Origin of the sequence: Microbacterium alcoholitolerans (genome assembly GCF_050408615.1) — a bacterium.
In the GTDB taxonomy this organism is placed as follows: domain Bacteria; phylum Actinomycetota; class Actinomycetes; order Actinomycetales; family Microbacteriaceae; genus Microbacterium.
Genome location: NZ_JBNTKD010000001.1, coordinates 1,080,543 through 1,095,299 on the forward strand (window position 1 = coordinate 1,080,543; position 14,757 = coordinate 1,095,299).

The following is a 14,757-nucleotide window of genomic DNA, read 5'->3' on the forward strand; positions in this document are numbered from 1 at the left end:
ATACGCTCGAATGAGCACCCCGAGCAAGGAGCAGCATCCCATGGCCGACGTCGAGAGCTTCACCCTGGATCACACCGCTGTCATCGCGCCCTACGTGCGCCTGATCGGCGTCGAGCACGGCCCGAAGGGCGATGCGATCTCGAACTTCGACGTCCGCTTCGTGCAGCCCAACGAGGGCGAGATCCCGACCGCGGGTCTGCACACGATCGAGCACACGCTGGCCAGTGTGCTGCGTGACCGCATCGACGGCGTCATCGACATCTCGCCGTTCGGATGCCGCACCGGCTTCCATCTGATCATGTGGGGCGAGCCCGAGATCGCCGACGTCGTCGCGGCGATCCGTGCGGGCCTGGAGTTCATCGCGGGTCCCGCCGAGTGGGACGACGTCCCCGGCGTCTCCGCCGTGGAGTGCGGCAACTACCGAGACCACAGCCTGCACTCGGCGAAGGAGTGGTCCAAGCGCATCCTCGAGCAGGGCATCAGCCTCGACGCGTTCACGCGCGTCGGCGTCTGACCCCCGGATACCCGCGTCAGAAGCCGGTCAGCGCGACTTCTCGTCTGGCGCGTCGCCGCCTTCGGCGTCTGCGCCGGTGTCGTCTGCCCCGGTGGCACGTGCGGAATCCTCGAGGGACGCCTCTTCGGCATCCAGCTCCTCGCGCACTTCCTCGCGGTACCGCACCCGGCGGATGCGACGGTTCATGTCCCAGATGAGCAGGATCACTGCGATGGCGATCACCACCATGAACGCGAAGCCGGCGAACCCGGGCGTCACCGAGTCCGGATCGACGGTCATCGTCGGCGTCGGCATCGGGGTGTTCTCGCCGAACAGGATCATGAGTCCGCCTTATCTCCGCAGGTCGAATACCCTGGGAGTACCAGCCTATCCGCCGTCCGAGATACGGGAGACCTGTGACCACCGCACGCGAGCTCGATGAGCGCTACGGCCGCACCGGTCGCCGCCGCGCGCCCTGGATCATGGGCGGGGCCGTCGTCGCGGCCGTCATCATCGCCTTCGGCTGGATGACCGTTGCGACGCAGATGAACGCGGTGGATGCCGATGACCTCGGCTTCACCGTCGTGGACGCCCACAGCGTCGACCTGCAGTTCCAGTTCACGGCGCCCCGCGGCACCGACGTGGTCTGCGCGGTGGAGGCCCTCGACGTCGAATTCGGCGTCGTCGGGTGGAAGATCGTCGAGATCCCCGCCAGTGAGAAGCACACTCAAGGCGTCCACGTGAGCATCCCGACCGTCGCCGAGGCGACCACGGGTTTGGTGAAGAGCTGCTGGGTCGCTTAGACTCATCCGCAAGATGACCGACGCCCCGGCCTGTGCCGGGGCGTCTTGGCATATCCCCGGGCATCGGTTGATGTCCCGGCTCTCCCAAGCCCCTGCGGGGGCCCGCACGAAGGAGCACGCTGTGTCCACAGACGCTCAGGTACCTTTCCTCACGCAGGAGGCCTACGACCGGCTGGTCGAAGAGCTCGAGACCCTCTCCACCGTCGGCCGCGACGAGATCGCAGCCCGCATCGAAGCCGCGCGTGAAGAGGGCGATCTCAAGGAGAACGGCGGTTATCACGCAGCCAAGGACGAACAGGGCAAGCAGGAGGCGCGCATCCGCACGCTCCAGCAGCTCCTGAAGACCGCGAAGGTCGGCGAGGCTCCCGCCAGCCGCGGCATCGTCGAGCCGGGAACCGTCGTGACGGCTCTGGTCGCCGGCGACGAGGAGGTCTTCCTGCTCGGCAGCCGCGAGATCGCCGCAGGCACCGACCTCGACGTCTACAGCGAGGCGAGCCCGCTCGGCCAGGCCATCATCGGCCTCAAGGTCGGCGCGAAGTCCAAGTACGAGGCGCCCAACGGCCGCTCGATCTCTGTCGAGATCACCGGCGTCGAGACCTTCACCGGCTGACCCGACTCAGACGCAAGCGGCGGGATGCTCCTGATGGAGCATCCCGCCGCTGCTTTCTGTGCGCGGTGCTGAGGCGCAGCGTGCCGCACGCTGGCCTCAGTCCTGCACGACCTGCGGATCGTAACCGGATGCGCGGAGCTCGTCGAGTGCCAGCTGGGTGTGCTCGGGGCCACGGGTCTCGATCGAGAGCTGCAGGATCATGTCGCTGATCTGCAGACCGTGCCCGTGCCTGGTGTGCAGCACCTCCATCACGTTTGCGCCGACCTGGGCCAGGATCTCAGAGATCTTGGCCAGCTGACCAGGGCGGTCGGGCAGCGGGATGCGCACGGTGGCGTACCGGCCCGAGGCCGCCAGGCCGTGCGCGACGACGCGCTGCAGCAGCATGGGGTCGATGTTCCCGCCCGACAGGATCGGGACGGTGGTCCCGGCCGATCGCACCTTGCCGGCGAGGATCGCCGCGACGCCGACCGCACCGGCAGGCTCGACGACGACCTTGGCGTGCTCGAGCAGCACGAGCAGCGCTCGCGCGATATCGTCCTCCGAGACCGTGACGACCTCGTCGACCAGGTCGCGGATGAGCTCGAAGGGCACGTCCCCGGGCTGGGCGACGAGAATGCCGTCCGCGATGGTGGGCTGAGTGCGGATCTCGACCGGATGCCCGGCTTCGAGCGACGGCGGCACCGCCGCGGCGTTCTCGGCCTGCACGCCGATCACCCGGACGGTGCGGCCCGCCTCTGCGGCCGCCTGCTTGATGGCCGAGGCCACGCCGGCGATCAGTCCCCCGCCGCCGATGCCCATGATCACCGTGTCGACGTCGGGGACGTCCTCGATGACCTCGAGGCCGAGGGTTCCCTGACCGATCACGATGTCTCTATGGTCGAACGGGTGGATCAGCACGGCGCCGGTGCGCTCGGCGAACTCCGCGGCCAGTCGCAGCGAGGTCGCGACGGTCTCCCCCTCGAGGATCACCTCGGCTCCGTAACCGCGGGTGGCGAGCAGCTTCGGCACCGGCACGCCCAGCGGCATGAAGATCGTCGCCGGGATGCCCAGTGACTGAGCGGCCAGCGCCACGCCCTGGGCGTGGTTGCCGGCGGATGCCGCGACGACACCGCGGCGGCGCTCATCGTCGGTCAGCTGCGCGAGTCGGTAGGTCGCGCCGCGGATCTTGAACGATCCGGTGCGCTGCAGATTCTCCATCTTCAGCAGCACCGGAGCGTTCAGCACATCGCCGAGCGCCCGCGACAGCTCGGTCGGCGTGTGCGAGATCACACCGGCGAGGCTCTTCGCTGCGGCGCGGAACTCCGCCAGGGTCGGGGCTGCGGTCATCGATTCCTCCTCGGCCGCTCACGCGGCACTGTGCTCCAGATGAGATCTGCGTGCGGCTCTTCTCCCGTCCGCCAGGCGCCGGTGCTGATCGTGACTGCCGCGACGTTGATGAAGGCTGCCAGCGGCACGGCGAACAGAGCACCGGGGATGCCTGCGATCATGGCACCGCCGGCGACGACGAGCACGACGGCCAGCGGATGCACCTTCACCGCGGCCCCCATCATGATGGGCTGCAGGATGTGACCCTCGACCTGCTGCACCAGCAGCACGACACCGAGCATGGCGAGCGCGATCCACGGTCCGTTGTACACAAGGGCCAGGAACACGGCGACCGCTCCGGTGAGCACGGCACCCACGATGGGGATGAACGAGCCGAGGAAGACCAGCACCGCCACCGGGATGGCCAATGGCACGCCGAGCAGTGCGGCGCCGATGCCGATGCCGATCGCGTCGATGGCCGCGACGAACAGCTGCGTGCGGGCGTAGTTGACGACCGTGTCCCAGCCGTTGTTGGCGGCGGCGTTGACGGCGGGCCGCGCCCGGCGCGGGAAGAGCTTGAGCGTCCACCGCCAGATGCCGGCGCCGTCGGCGAGCAGGCAGATCAGGATGAACAGCGCCAGCAGCGCACCGGTGACGATGTGCGCTGCCGTGCCCGTGACCGCTCCGGCCGCGTTCCACAGGAGTGCGGCCTGCTCCGACAGCAGGTCGAGGCCCTGCTGGATGAAGCCGTCGATCTGCTTCTCGCTGAGGTGCAGCGGTCCGTCGAGCAGGAAGGTGCGCAGCTGCTCGATCGCCAGCTGCGTCTTTGCCTGCACATCCGGAAGCTGCATGCGGATCTGCCAGATCACCAGCCAGAACAGCCCGGTCACGACTCCGAGGGTGCCGCCGATCGCGATCGTGATCGCCAGCCAGCGCGGAAAGCGGCCGCGCAGCATGAGCTGGAATCCGGGCCACAGCAGCGCGGTGATGAGGATGCCGACCATCAGCGGGATGACCAGGAGCTTGAGCAGCATGACCAGCCAGATGAACAGTGCCACGGCACCGGCGATCACCAGCAGGCGCCAGGAGTAGGCGGCGGTCACTCTGAGCGGCCTCGGCACGGCTTCGTCGGTCTCGATCTGGACCGTGCGGTGCGTGGACGGCGGGTCGTAGCGGAAAGGATTGCGGAACCTCGGCTTGGGGTTGTCGCTCATTGTGCAATTCTACGTACGCACGCGGAGGCGGCCATGCCCGATGTCGGCGGTGGCGGATAATCTGACCGGATGGCTCCCAAGACACCGACGTTGAGCGCCGCCGAGGCTCGCCGGATGACACTCGCCGCGCAGGGGTTCTCCAGGCGGATGCCGGATGCTGTGGCGCCACGGCATCTGCACCGGGCCATGCAGCGCCTCGGCGTTCTGCAGATCGACTCGGTGAACGTGTTCGCGCGCTCGCACTACATGCCGATGTTCTCGCGGCTCGGCGACTACGATCCCGCGATGCTGGATCGCACCTTCGTCTCGAGGACGACGCACTACGTCGAGTACCTCGCGCATGAAGCGACCTTCATGCCCGTGGCCGACTGGCCGCTCTGGCGCTTCCGGATGGACGCGTGGCGACGCCGCGAACCGTCGCCTGGTGGGTGGGGCTACGTCACACCGCGGACTCTTGACTGGGTGCGCGACGAGCTGCGTGATCGCGGACCGCTGCGGCCGGCGGACCTGCGCGAGGACGCTCCGCGTGATCGCGGCTCGTGGTGGGACTGGGACGAGGCGAAGCTGGCGCTGGAGCTGCTGTGGCGGACCGGCGAGGTCGCGGTCGCTGGGCGCATCGGGTTCGAGCGCCGCTACGGACTGGCGGAGGACGTCGTGCCCGCCGAGGTGCTGGCCGTGTCGATATCGCAGCAGGACGCGGTCCGCGAGCTCGTGCGGCGCGCAGCGCGCTCATACGGGGTGTCGACCGTCGCCGACCTCAACGACTACTACCGGCTTCGCGATCAAGGGGCGGTGCGATCGGCCGTCGCAGATCTGGTGGATGCCGGTGAACTCGAGCCGGTGACGGTGCGCGGCTGGGAGCGCGGCGGCAAGAGCACCCCGGCATGGCGCCATCACGAGGCCGCGCTCCCCCGCCGGATCGACCGCGCTGCCCTGCTGACCCCGTTCGACCCGGTGGTATGGTTCCGCGACCGCGCGCTGCGCGTATTCGACTTCGACTACCGGATCGAGATCTACGTCCCCGCGGCGAAGCGCCGCTACGGGTACTACTCGCTGCCGGTGCTGGTCGGCGATCGCGTCGTGGCGCGCGTCGATCTGAAGGCCGATCGGCGGGCATCCGCCCTGCTGGTTCAGTCGGCCTGGTGGGAGCCGCATGCGGTCGCGCAGCGCGACGCCCCTCGCATCGCCGAGGAGCTCGTGCGCGCAGCGCGCTGGCAGGGCCTGGGGCGCATCAGCGTGTCCGGATGGGGTGATGCGTCGGATGCTGTCGCGCACGCGCTGCACGGACACGAGACGACGGTCGACCGCCACCTGCACGACCGCGAGAGCACGGTAGAGGTTTCGACTCGCGCGCTCGCTCAACCCTGACACGCAGAAGGCTCAACGCTCCTGCGTCGCATTGAGCCTTCTCGTGTCAGAACTGCACGCGTGGCGGCTCCGAGATGGCGCCGTCATCGGCAACCTCGAAGAACTCGCGCTCGGTGAAGCCGAGTCCGCGGGCGAACATGTTGTTGGGGAACACCTTGATCTTGGTGTTGAGTTCGCGGACGCCGCCGTTGTAGAAACGGCGTGCCGCCTGGATCTTGTCCTCGGTGTCGACCAGCGAGTGCTGCAGCTGCAGGTAGTTCTGGCTCGCCTGCAGCTGCGGATAGGCCTCCGCCACTGCGAACAGGCTGCGAAGCGCCTGCTGCAGGTGCCCTTCCGCAACTCCCGCCTCGGCGGGACCGGTGGCCGAGAGCGTCTCTGCGCGAGCGCGCGTGACGCCCTCGAAGACCGCCTTCTCGTGGGCGGCGTAGCCGCGCACGGTCTCGATGAGATTCGGGATGAGGTCGGCTCGGCGCTTCAGCTGCACGGTGATGCCGCTCCACGCCTCATCGACGCGCACGTTCAGCTGCACCAGCGAGTTGTACGTCGACCACAGATAGATGCCGACGAGCACCAGCACGCCGACGACGATCAGTACCGGCCAGAGCCATTCCATGCGGAGCCCCCTCTTGGATCGAGAACCATCCTATGTCGCCATCTCTGCGCAACGGCTGGACGGCGGTTTCACACCCCGAGGACGCGCTCCAGGTGCCGGTTCCCGAAGAGTCGTTCCGGATCGAGTCGGTCGCGCAGCGCCGCGAAGTCGTCGAACCTGGGATAGCGCTCGCGCAGCTGCTCGGCCGCCAGTCCGTGCAGCTTGCCCCAGTGCGGGCGTCCGCCGTGCCGCAGCATGATCTGCTCGAACGCGTCGAAGTACTTCCGCGGGTCCCTGCGCCAGTAGCGGTGCACAGCGATGTAGGCGCTGTCGCGTCCGGATGCGGTCGAGAGCCAGATGTCGTCGGATGCCGCGAAGCGGACCTCGACGGGGAACTCGATCGACCAGCCCCGCTCGATGATCAGCGCCTGCAGCTCACGGAAGGCCGGCACCACGTGCTCGGCGGGGATCGCGTACTCGCTCTCGCGGAAGCGCACGGTGCGCCTCTGCGTCAGCACGGTGTGCGACCGGTCGGTGTACTCGCGGTCGCCGGTCAACCGCACGGCGAGCCGGTTGAATGGCGGGGTGACGGCGGGGGCCGCCACCGACGCGGCGCACACCGCGCGATACACGCCGTTCGACAGCAGCGTCTCGTCGACCCACCGGCCCACGGGCGGCAGCGGTCTGCGCCGCGTCGACTCGGGCAGACGCGTCTGCCGCTTGGTGAGCGCCACCTCGGTGTGCGGGAACCAGTAGAACTCGAAATGATCGGATGCCCGTGCGCGCTCATGCACAGTGTCGAGCACCTCGTCCAGCGGCGCAGGCTCGTCGACGGCGTGCAGGATGAACGCGGGCACGCACTGCAGCGTGACCTCGACGATGATCCCGAGCGCGCCCAGACCGAGCGCGGCGCCCGGCAGCATCTCGCTGTTGTGGGTCTCGTCGATGCGCAGGAACTCGCCGTCGGCCGTGATCAGGGTCAGCCCGCGGACCTGCGTCGCGATGCCGCCGAAGCCTGCGCCTGTGCCATGGGTGCCGGTCGAGATCGCGCCGCTGATCGACTGGCGGTCGATGTCGCCGAGGTTCTCCATGGCCAGGCCGTGCGGGCGCAGCAGGCCGGGGATGCGATGCAGCCGGGTGCCGCCGAGCAGCGTGACCAGCCCTGTCTCGGCATCCGCGGAGACGAGTCCCTGAAGATCGTCGAGCTCGAGCAGCACGCCGGGCGCGACGGCGATCCCCGTGAAACTGTGTCCGGCGCCGACCGCCTTCACCGTCAGCCCCTGCGCGGCGGCGGCCTTGACGGCCCGCTGCACGCCCTCCGGTGAGCGCGGACGCTCGACGCGGACAGGTCGCACCGCGGCCGAGCGTCCCCAGTTCTGCCAGGTCCCACCCGGTCGTGTCATAGGAAGGCCCTTCCTTCGCCTCGGTACGTGGGCAGCTCATCGACGACTGTGCCGTCGACGACGAGGTGATAGCTGTCGATCCGTTCGGCGGGCTCGCCGCTCTTCGCGTGGCGGAACCAGACGCGGTCGCCGACCCCGAGATCACGAGCGGCATCGCCTCGCAACGGCGTCTGCACCTCGCCGGCCGCCTCGCGCGGCAGCGCGTGCAGTCTCGGTGGCCACACCGGCGCGGGCTGACGGGATGCCACGGCGGGGCCGGAGGCGATCCATCCGCCGCCGAGCACGGTGGCGATGTCGGGCTCGGGCTTGCGCACCACGTCGAAGGCGAATGCGGTGGCCGGGGCCGGGGTGAAGGACCGGTAGCCGTCGAAAAGGTGGCCTGCGAGCAGCCCGCTGCCCGCGGTGGCCTCGGTGAGCGACTCATCGCTGCCGGTGAACTCCAGCGAGCCGGTGCCTCCGCCGTTGAGGAACTCGAGCGGGGCGATGTCGAACATGGCATCCGCGATCTCTGCGCGTCGACGGCGCAGCTCGTCGCGAGATCGCGCCTGAACCATGCGGATGACCGGCGCATCGGCGCCGGCGGCATCCCCCTGACCGGCGATCTGGGCTTCGTACATCTGCAGGCCCACAAGCCGAAAGCCGGGGCGGCGTACGACCTGGCGCGCGAAGCCCGCCACGTCCGCCGCCGTGTAGAGCGATGAGCGTCGCACGCCGATGTGTCCCAGCGCTGCCGAGCGCAGTGAGGCGTCGACGTCGATCGCGACGCGGATCTCGGGACGAGAGCCGGGCGCCGCGAGCGAGTCGATGAGGTCGAGGTGCGCGAGGTCGTCGATCATGAGCGTGATGCGCGAGGCCAGGTTTTCATCGGCGAGCAGCGCGGTCAGACCTGCGCGATCGACGGTGGGATAGCCGAGCACGATGTCGTCGTGGTCCTCGGCCAGCCACAGCGCCTCGGCGAGGGTGAATGCGAGGATGCCCCGGTATCCGGGAATCGCGAGCACAGCGTCCAGCACCGCGCGCACGCGCACCGACTTCGTCGCCACGCGGATCGGGATGCCACCCGAGCGCACCAGCAGATCCATCGCGTTGTGACGCAGCGCGTCGCGCTCGATGACAGCCAGGGGCGCGGGCAGATGCGCGGTGGCCTCGGTAAGGGACGTCCAATAGCGCTCCGGAGAGTGCCAGGCGTCGGCACGTGAAGGGGAATCCGAGCCCACATCGGCCTTCGGGCTCTGGTCAGCAGTGAGGTCGAGCACGACTCCACCCTACTTGCTCGGCTTCGCGCGTCACTGCGTGCCCCCACTGGGATTCGAACCCGCCCCACCGGCCCTCCATACGCCGCTGCGCGTCGCGCGGAGCCTCCGCCGGCGTGGGCCCGAGTCTGGGTCTCACCCAGTGGCGTCACTGCGTGCCCCCACTGGGATTCGAACCCAGACTGAAGCGATTTTAAGTCGCCTGCCTCTGCCGTTGGGCTATAGGGGCCTCGGGTCAGCCTACCGACGTCGCAATGCCCGGACGCGACAGAACCCGCACGATCATCGCACGGGTTCTGTCGGCAGTCAGCGATCAGGCGTCGGTCTTGACCGACTCCTTCTTCGTCACGGGTGCCTTCGCCTTGGCGGGAGCCTTCGCGGTGGGCTTGGCGGCGTCGGCCTTCGCGGCAGGCTTCACAGCATCCGACTTCGTCTCGGCCTTCGCCGGCTCGGCCTTCGCCGCAGCGGCGGGCGCCGCGGGAGCCACGGCGGCAGCCGGACGCGGACGCGCGGCGAACTCCTCGAACGCGGCACGGGGCTGCTGCACGGTCTCGAGGTTGACGATGTCGCGGCCGAGCCACAGGTTGTTCCACCAGCCCCACAGGACGCGCCACTTGCGCTCCCACGTGGGCATCGCGAGGCCGTGGTAGCCACGGTGGGCCACCCAGGCGACGAAGCCCTTCAGAGCGAGCTTGCCGGACTGGAAGACGCCGTTGTAGAGGCCGAGTCCGGCGACGGCGCCGAGGTTCTTGTGGAAGTACTCCTTGGTGCCCTCACCGCGCAGCACGGCGACGAGGTTCTTCGCGAGCAGCTTCGCCTGACGCACAGCGTGCTGGGCGTTCGGCACGCAGTAGCCGCCGACCCCGCCACCGGACAGGTCGGGCACGGCCGAGACGTCACCGGCGGCCCAGGCGCCCTCGACGAACTCGTCGGCGGTGCCCACGCGCAGGTCGGCGCGGGTCTGAATGCGACCGCGCTCCTCGACGGGCAGGTCGCCGCCGCGCACGACGGTCGGGTTCGCCATGACACCGGCGGTCCAGACGATCAGGTCGGTCGGGATGACCTCGCCGGTGGAGAGCTCGACGTCGCCGCCGACCGCACCGGTGACCTGGGTGTCGAGGTGGACGTTCGCGCCGCGCTTGGCAAGGTCCTTCAGCACCCACTCGCTGGTCTTCAGCGAGACCTCGGGCATGATGCGACCCATGGCCTCGATGAGGTGGAAGTGCGTGTCCTCGAAGGTCAGCTGCGGGTACTTCGACACGAGCGACGAGGCGAGCGAGCGCAGCTCGGCGAACGCCTCGATGCCGGCGAAGCCGCCGCCGACCACGACGACCGTCAGCAGGCGGTCGCGCTCGGGACCGGCCGGCACGGAGGCCGCCTTGTCGAAGTTCGAGATCAGGCGATCGCGGACGGCAACGGCCTCTTCGATGGTCTTGAGCCCGATCGCGTTGTCGGCGATGCCGGGGATCGGGAAGGTGCGCGAGACGGCGCCCGCGGTGACGACGATCTGGTCGTATGCGAACTCGTACGGCTCTCCGACCGGCGGGGTGATCGTGGCGACCTTGCGTGCGTGATCGATGCCGGTGATCTTCGCGGTGATGACGTTCGTGCGCTTGAGGTGCCGACGGTGCGCGACCACTGCGTGGCGGGGCTCGATGGAGCCGGCCGCGACCTCGGGCAGGAACGGCTGGTACGTCATGTACGGCAGCGGATCCACCATCGTCACATCAGCTTCACCCTTGCGAAGGTGCTTCTCGAGCTTCCATGCGGTGTAGAAACCTGCGTAGCCTCCACCGACAATCAGAATGCGGGGTGCAGTGCTGTTCTGAGGCACAGGGGGACAACTCCTCGTCGTCAGGGTGTGGGAGTGCGTCGACCGCGCTCCAATCGGATGCGCCGGGCAGCTGCGGTGACGCCAAGCGCTACAAGGATACCAGGCACTGTGACCGCCAGAAGCGGCAGGGTACCGTACAGCAGCGATTCCGACGTCGGCAGCAGCGGGGAGCCGGGTTCGGTCGGAGGCTCGGCCGCGGGAAGAGGCGACACCGTGACCGGCTCTGCGCTCGGCCCAGGGGTGGGCTGCACCGGGGAGTCAGCGCGTCGGTACACCCGGACCCACTCCTTGAGGTCGCCCATCGGGTTCTCCTTGACCGCGGGGACGGATGCCGTCACGGCGGCCCCCACGTCGAGCAGACCGTAGCCGTAGAGCGGATCCGGCGCGCTGCTCATCTCAGGGACCGGGACCGCGGTCTTGATGATCCGGTTGATCACGTTCGCGGCATCCAGCTCGGGGTGTGCGGCGCGCACGAGCGCCGCCGCGCCGGCGACGATCGGAGCCGCGCCGCTCGTGCCATCCCACTGCACCAGCTGTCCGCTCGCCGAGTAGCCGAGCAGCGACTCGCTCGGCGCGGAGATGCCGATGGTGATGCCCTGCGTCGAGGCGCCGCGACTGGCGACGCCGGTCGGGTCCACTCCCCCGACCGTGAGCACTCCGGGAATCGTGGCCGGCGCACCGACGATCGAGGTCCCGCTGCCGCGGTTTCCCGCTGCGACCACAACCACCACGTCGTGCTCGAAGGCGTACAGGAACGCGTCGTCCCAGCTCTGGTCCCAGTCGAGGGTGTTCGTCGTGAAGGAGAGGTTGATGACATCGGCGCCCTTGTCGACGGCCCACTTCATGCCCTTGGCGACCTGCTCACTGAACGGCACCGTCGCGGATGCGCCGAAGCCGAGCGAGACCGAGAGCAGCTTCGCCGCGGGCGCCACTCCGATCATCCCGGTGCCGTCGGCGTTGCCGCGCCCCGCAGCCAAGGACGCGACGCGCGTGCCGTGATTGGGGTCGAGCGTGCCCACCGGCGTCCGCCCGTCCGGGCTGCCCGCACCGGACACGTCGATGCCGTCCGTCACGGCGCGATCGAACACGCCGGGCGGCTTGCCGATGCCCGTGTCGATGACCGCGATCGTCACGCCCTCGCCGCGCGTCACCCGCCACGCGTCGCGCACCTTCGCGCCGTCCAGCCAGTACTCCTGCGCGCGGATCGGGTCCGTGGGGTCGTCGGGGATCGGCAGCGGCTCCGGTTTCGCGGTCTCGGTCGCAGCGCGCGTGAGCGGGACGGTCACAGCCGCTGCCGGCGCTGCGCCGAGGATCACGGATGCCGCCATCGCCGTGGTCACGGCGACGCCCGACAGCATCCGACGACGATTCATCCCGCCGCGCTCCCGAGAGCCGCACCGGGATCGACGCACGCGCACTTCGCCGGCGACCAGCTCGAGCGCTCCAGAGCCGCGTCGCCGATCGGGTTCACGCCGGGCCCCGCGGCCAGCGCGTGCCCGGCGAGGGCGTGCAGGCATTTCACACGCGTGGGCATGCCGCCGGCGGAGATGCCGTCGATCTCGGGGACGTCGCCGAACTGCGCGCGATCCGCGAGGTACGCCTCGTGGGCGCGGAGGTAGCCCGCTGCGACGTCGGCGTCCTCGGCGAGCAGCTGCGTCAGCTCAGGCATCACCTGGGTGGCCTCGAGGGTCGACATTGCGGCCGTGGCGGCCGGGTGGGTGAGGTAGTACAGCGTCGGGAACGGGGTGCCGTCATCCAGACGCGGAGCCGTGGCGACGACCGTCGGATTGCCGCAGACGCAGCGAGCGGCGATGCCCAGCACACCGCGGGCGGGGCGACCGAGCTGGCCGGAGACCACGTCGATCTCTGCGGCGGTGGGCGTATCGAAGGGAGGTGTCGTCACCTGCCCAGATTACGGGAGCGAGGCTGTGCGCGGACTCAGTGCGGCCGCGTGCCGATCACCTCGCCGGCGCTTCGACGGCCGTCTTCGCGAGCCCGGCGGACGTGATGCTGCGCAGCAGCTGAGGCATCCACTCGGAGGGACGCTCCTGCAGCTCGTCGCTGACCTCCTCCTGCTCCGGCGGCAGGTCGGCGGGGTCGAGATCGAAGTCGATGAGGTACGGCACCTCGCCGGGCTTCACGTAGTAGAGGCGCTCGCGCGCCTGGGTCGTGATGTAGGCCGGGTCGTCCCAGCGTGCGCGCTCGCGCTGCAGCTCCTGGATCTGCTCCTTCGTCACCTGGACGGAGTGCTCGAGCGCGTCGATCTTCTGGCGTTGCCCGAGGTAGGTGCCGATCGTCGGCACCAGCACCCAGGTTCCCAGGATCACGAGCGAGAGCATGATCGCGGCGAATGCCGAGAGTCGGATGCCACTGGCCCACTCCCGCACATCGACGCCCCGCGACGGTGCCCCGCCGCCGCCCCGGCGAGCGGTCTCACCGCGAGCGCCGGCGCTGTCGCCGCGCTCCGGGAACGGCGAAGGGGGAGCCGGTCGTCGTGCCATGCTCCCCCTCCTTCGTGTATGTCAGTTCAGCTCATCAGCCCTTGAAACGCGGGAAGGCCGAAGCGCCCGCGAAGACTGCGGCATCGCCCAGGTCCTCCTCGATGCGCAGAAGCTGATTGTACTTCGCGACGCGCTCGCTGCGGGCGGGCGCACCGGTCTTGATCTGGCCGGCGTTGGTCGCGACGGCGAGATCGGCGATCGTGGTGTCCTCGGTCTCACCGGAGCGGTGCGAGAGCATCGCGGTGTAGCCCGAGCGCTGTGCGAGGCTGACGGCGTCGAAGGTCTCGGTGAGCGTGCCGATCTGGTTCACCTTCACCAGCAGCGAGTTGGCGACACCGCGGTGGATGCCGTCGGCGAGGCGCTCGGGGTTGGTGACGAACAGGTCGTCGCCGACCAGCTGCACCTTGCTGCCGAGTGCCTCCGTGAGGAGCTTCCAGTTGTCCCAGTCGTCCTCGGCGAGCGCGTCCTCGATGGTGACGATCGGGAAGTCGTCGACCAGACCCTGGTAGTACTCGATCAGCTCGGGGCCGTTCCAGTCCTTGTTGTCGAGGCGGTAGACGCCGTCGCTGAAGAACTCGGTGGCGGCGACGTCGAGGCCGAGAGCGATGTCCTTGCCCGGGGTGAAACCGGCCTTCTCGATGGCCTTGATGAGGAACTCGAGGCCCTCGCGGTTGCTGGGCAGGTCGGGCGCGAAACCGCCCTCGTCGCCGAGCCCCGTGGCGTAGCCGGCGGCCTTGAGCTCGCTGCGCAGCACGTGGTAGGTCTCGACGCCCCAGCGCAGCGACTCCGAGTAGGTGTCGGCGCCGATCGGGGCGAGGAAGAACTCCTGCATGTCGATGCCGTTGTCTGCGTGCTCGCCGCCGTTGATGACGTTGAACAGCGGGACGGGCAGCAGGTGCGCGTTCGGTCCGCCCAGGTAGCGGTACAGCGGCAGGTCAGCCGAGTCCGCTGCGGCCTTGGCGACCGCCAGGCTGACGCCGAGGATGGCGTTGGCGCCGACGCGCTTCTTGTTGTCGGTGCCGTCGACCTCGTTGAGGATCTCGTCGACGATGCGCTGCTCGCTGGCCTCGACGCCCTCGATGGCGGGACCCAGCTCATCGAGGACCGCCTCGACGGCCTTCAGAACACCCTTGCCGCCGTACCGGCCCTTGTCGCCGTCGCGCAGCTCGTACGCCTCGAACGCGCCGGTGGACGCGCCGGACGGGACGGCGGCGCGCTGCACGATTCCGTCGTCGAGGAGCACCTCCACCTCGACGGTCGGGTTTCCGCGCGAGTCGAGAATCTCGCGTGCGCCTACTGCCTCGATTAGTGCCACAGGTGTGCTCCTTGGTCAGAGAGGAAAGGGTGTCTGGAGCGACGTCGATCCGCGGCCCAGTCTAAC

The 14,757-nt window shown here is 69.2% G+C and carries 15 protein-coding genes and 1 tRNA gene; 4 read left to right on the plus strand and 12 right to left on the minus strand.

Annotation, left to right across the window (positions count from 1 at the left end):
• The first annotated feature begins 10 nt into the window (after positions 1–10).
• Positions 11–514 (plus strand): S-ribosylhomocysteine lyase, encoded by a 504-nt coding sequence (locus ACQUSX_RS05235; protein WP_428905901.1) that lies wholly within the window; start codon positions 11–13, stop codon positions 512–514.
• A 27-nt stretch (positions 515–541) separates the two neighbouring features.
• On the opposite strand, the gene ACQUSX_RS05240 is transcribed toward ACQUSX_RS05235, so the two are convergent.
• Positions 542–835: a hypothetical protein gene (locus ACQUSX_RS05240; RefSeq protein ID WP_428905902.1), complete on the minus strand. Its 294-nt coding sequence runs from the start codon at positions 833–835 to the stop codon at positions 542–544.
• Between the two features lie 74 nt (positions 836–909).
• On the opposite strand from ACQUSX_RS05240, the gene ACQUSX_RS05245 reads away from it, so the two are divergent.
• Together ACQUSX_RS05245 and greA are read left to right on the plus strand one after the other, a co-directional pair.
• Entirely contained in the window at positions 910–1,296 is a 387-nt protein-coding gene (locus ACQUSX_RS05245; protein WP_428905903.1) for a DUF4307 domain-containing protein, read from the plus strand.
• Positions 1,297–1,417: 121 nt separating this feature from the next.
• Complete coding sequence (gene greA, locus ACQUSX_RS05250) at positions 1,418–1,906, plus strand: transcription elongation factor GreA (protein ID WP_428905904.1); 489 nt, start codon at positions 1,418–1,420, stop codon at positions 1,904–1,906.
• 96 nt (positions 1,907–2,002) lie between these two features.
• Here greA and ilvA read toward each other — a convergent pair whose 3' ends face one another.
• Both ilvA and ACQUSX_RS05260 read right to left on the minus strand, forming a co-directional pair.
• Positions 2,003–3,232, minus strand: a complete 1,230-nt coding sequence (gene ilvA / locus ACQUSX_RS05255; protein ID WP_428905905.1) for a threonine ammonia-lyase — start codon at positions 3,230–3,232, stop codon at positions 2,003–2,005.
• A complete protein-coding gene (locus ACQUSX_RS05260; RefSeq protein WP_428905906.1) occupies positions 3,229–4,425 on the minus strand; it encodes an AI-2E family transporter in 1,197 nt (398 codons plus the stop codon). Before ACQUSX_RS05260 ends, ilvA begins: the two co-directional genes overlap by 4 nt.
• Before the next feature lie 69 nt (positions 4,426–4,494).
• On the opposite strand from ACQUSX_RS05260, the gene ACQUSX_RS05265 reads away from it, so the two are divergent.
• Positions 4,495–5,793, plus strand: coding sequence for a winged helix-turn-helix domain-containing protein (locus tag ACQUSX_RS05265; RefSeq protein WP_428905907.1), 1,299 nt, complete (start codon positions 4,495–4,497; stop codon positions 5,791–5,793).
• A 46-nt stretch (positions 5,794–5,839) separates the two neighbouring features.
• Here ACQUSX_RS05265 and ACQUSX_RS05270 read toward each other — a convergent pair whose 3' ends face one another.
• The 9 genes from ACQUSX_RS05270 to eno all read right to left on the minus strand — a co-directional run bounded on the left by ACQUSX_RS05270 (position 5,840) and on the right by eno (position 14,691).
• Positions 5,840–6,406, minus strand: coding sequence for a LemA family protein (locus ACQUSX_RS05270; RefSeq protein ID WP_428905908.1), 567 nt, complete (start codon positions 6,404–6,406; stop codon positions 5,840–5,842).
• 68 nt (positions 6,407–6,474) lie between these two features.
• Complete coding sequence (locus ACQUSX_RS05275) at positions 6,475–7,788, minus strand: D-arabinono-1,4-lactone oxidase (RefSeq protein WP_428905909.1); 1,314 nt, start codon at positions 7,786–7,788, stop codon at positions 6,475–6,477.
• On the minus strand, positions 7,785–9,044 hold the full coding sequence (locus tag ACQUSX_RS05280; protein WP_428905910.1) for a type III PLP-dependent enzyme domain-containing protein: 1,260 nt from the start codon (positions 9,042–9,044) through the stop codon (positions 7,785–7,787). Before ACQUSX_RS05280 ends, ACQUSX_RS05275 begins: the two co-directional genes overlap by 4 nt.
• A 153-nt stretch (positions 9,045–9,197) precedes the next feature.
• Positions 9,198–9,270 (minus strand) — tRNA-Leu (locus tag ACQUSX_RS05285).
• An 84-nt stretch (positions 9,271–9,354) separates the two neighbouring features.
• Positions 9,355–10,875, minus strand: coding sequence for an NAD(P)/FAD-dependent oxidoreductase (locus tag ACQUSX_RS05290; protein WP_428905911.1), 1,521 nt, complete (start codon positions 10,873–10,875; stop codon positions 9,355–9,357).
• Between the two features lie 20 nt (positions 10,876–10,895).
• Positions 10,896–12,233 carry a S8 family peptidase gene (locus ACQUSX_RS05295; protein ID WP_428905912.1) on the minus strand — a complete coding sequence of 446 codons (1,338 nt, stop codon included), beginning with the start codon at positions 12,231–12,233 and terminating at the stop codon, positions 10,896–10,898.
• Positions 12,234–12,244: 11 nt separating this feature from the next.
• The gene (locus tag ACQUSX_RS05300) at positions 12,245–12,778 is read right to left on the minus strand and encodes a DUF501 domain-containing protein (RefSeq protein WP_428905913.1); all 534 of its coding nucleotides are present in this window, start codon (positions 12,776–12,778) and stop codon (positions 12,245–12,247) included.
• 55 nt (positions 12,779–12,833) lie between these two features.
• Positions 12,834–13,376, minus strand: a complete 543-nt coding sequence (locus tag ACQUSX_RS05305) for an FtsB family cell division protein (protein ID WP_428905914.1) — start codon at positions 13,374–13,376, stop codon at positions 12,834–12,836.
• Between the two features lie 34 nt (positions 13,377–13,410).
• Positions 13,411–14,691: a phosphopyruvate hydratase gene (gene eno / locus ACQUSX_RS05310; protein WP_428905915.1), complete on the minus strand. Its 1,281-nt coding sequence runs from the start codon at positions 14,689–14,691 to the stop codon at positions 13,411–13,413.
• Between the last annotated feature and the right edge of the window lie 66 nt (positions 14,692–14,757).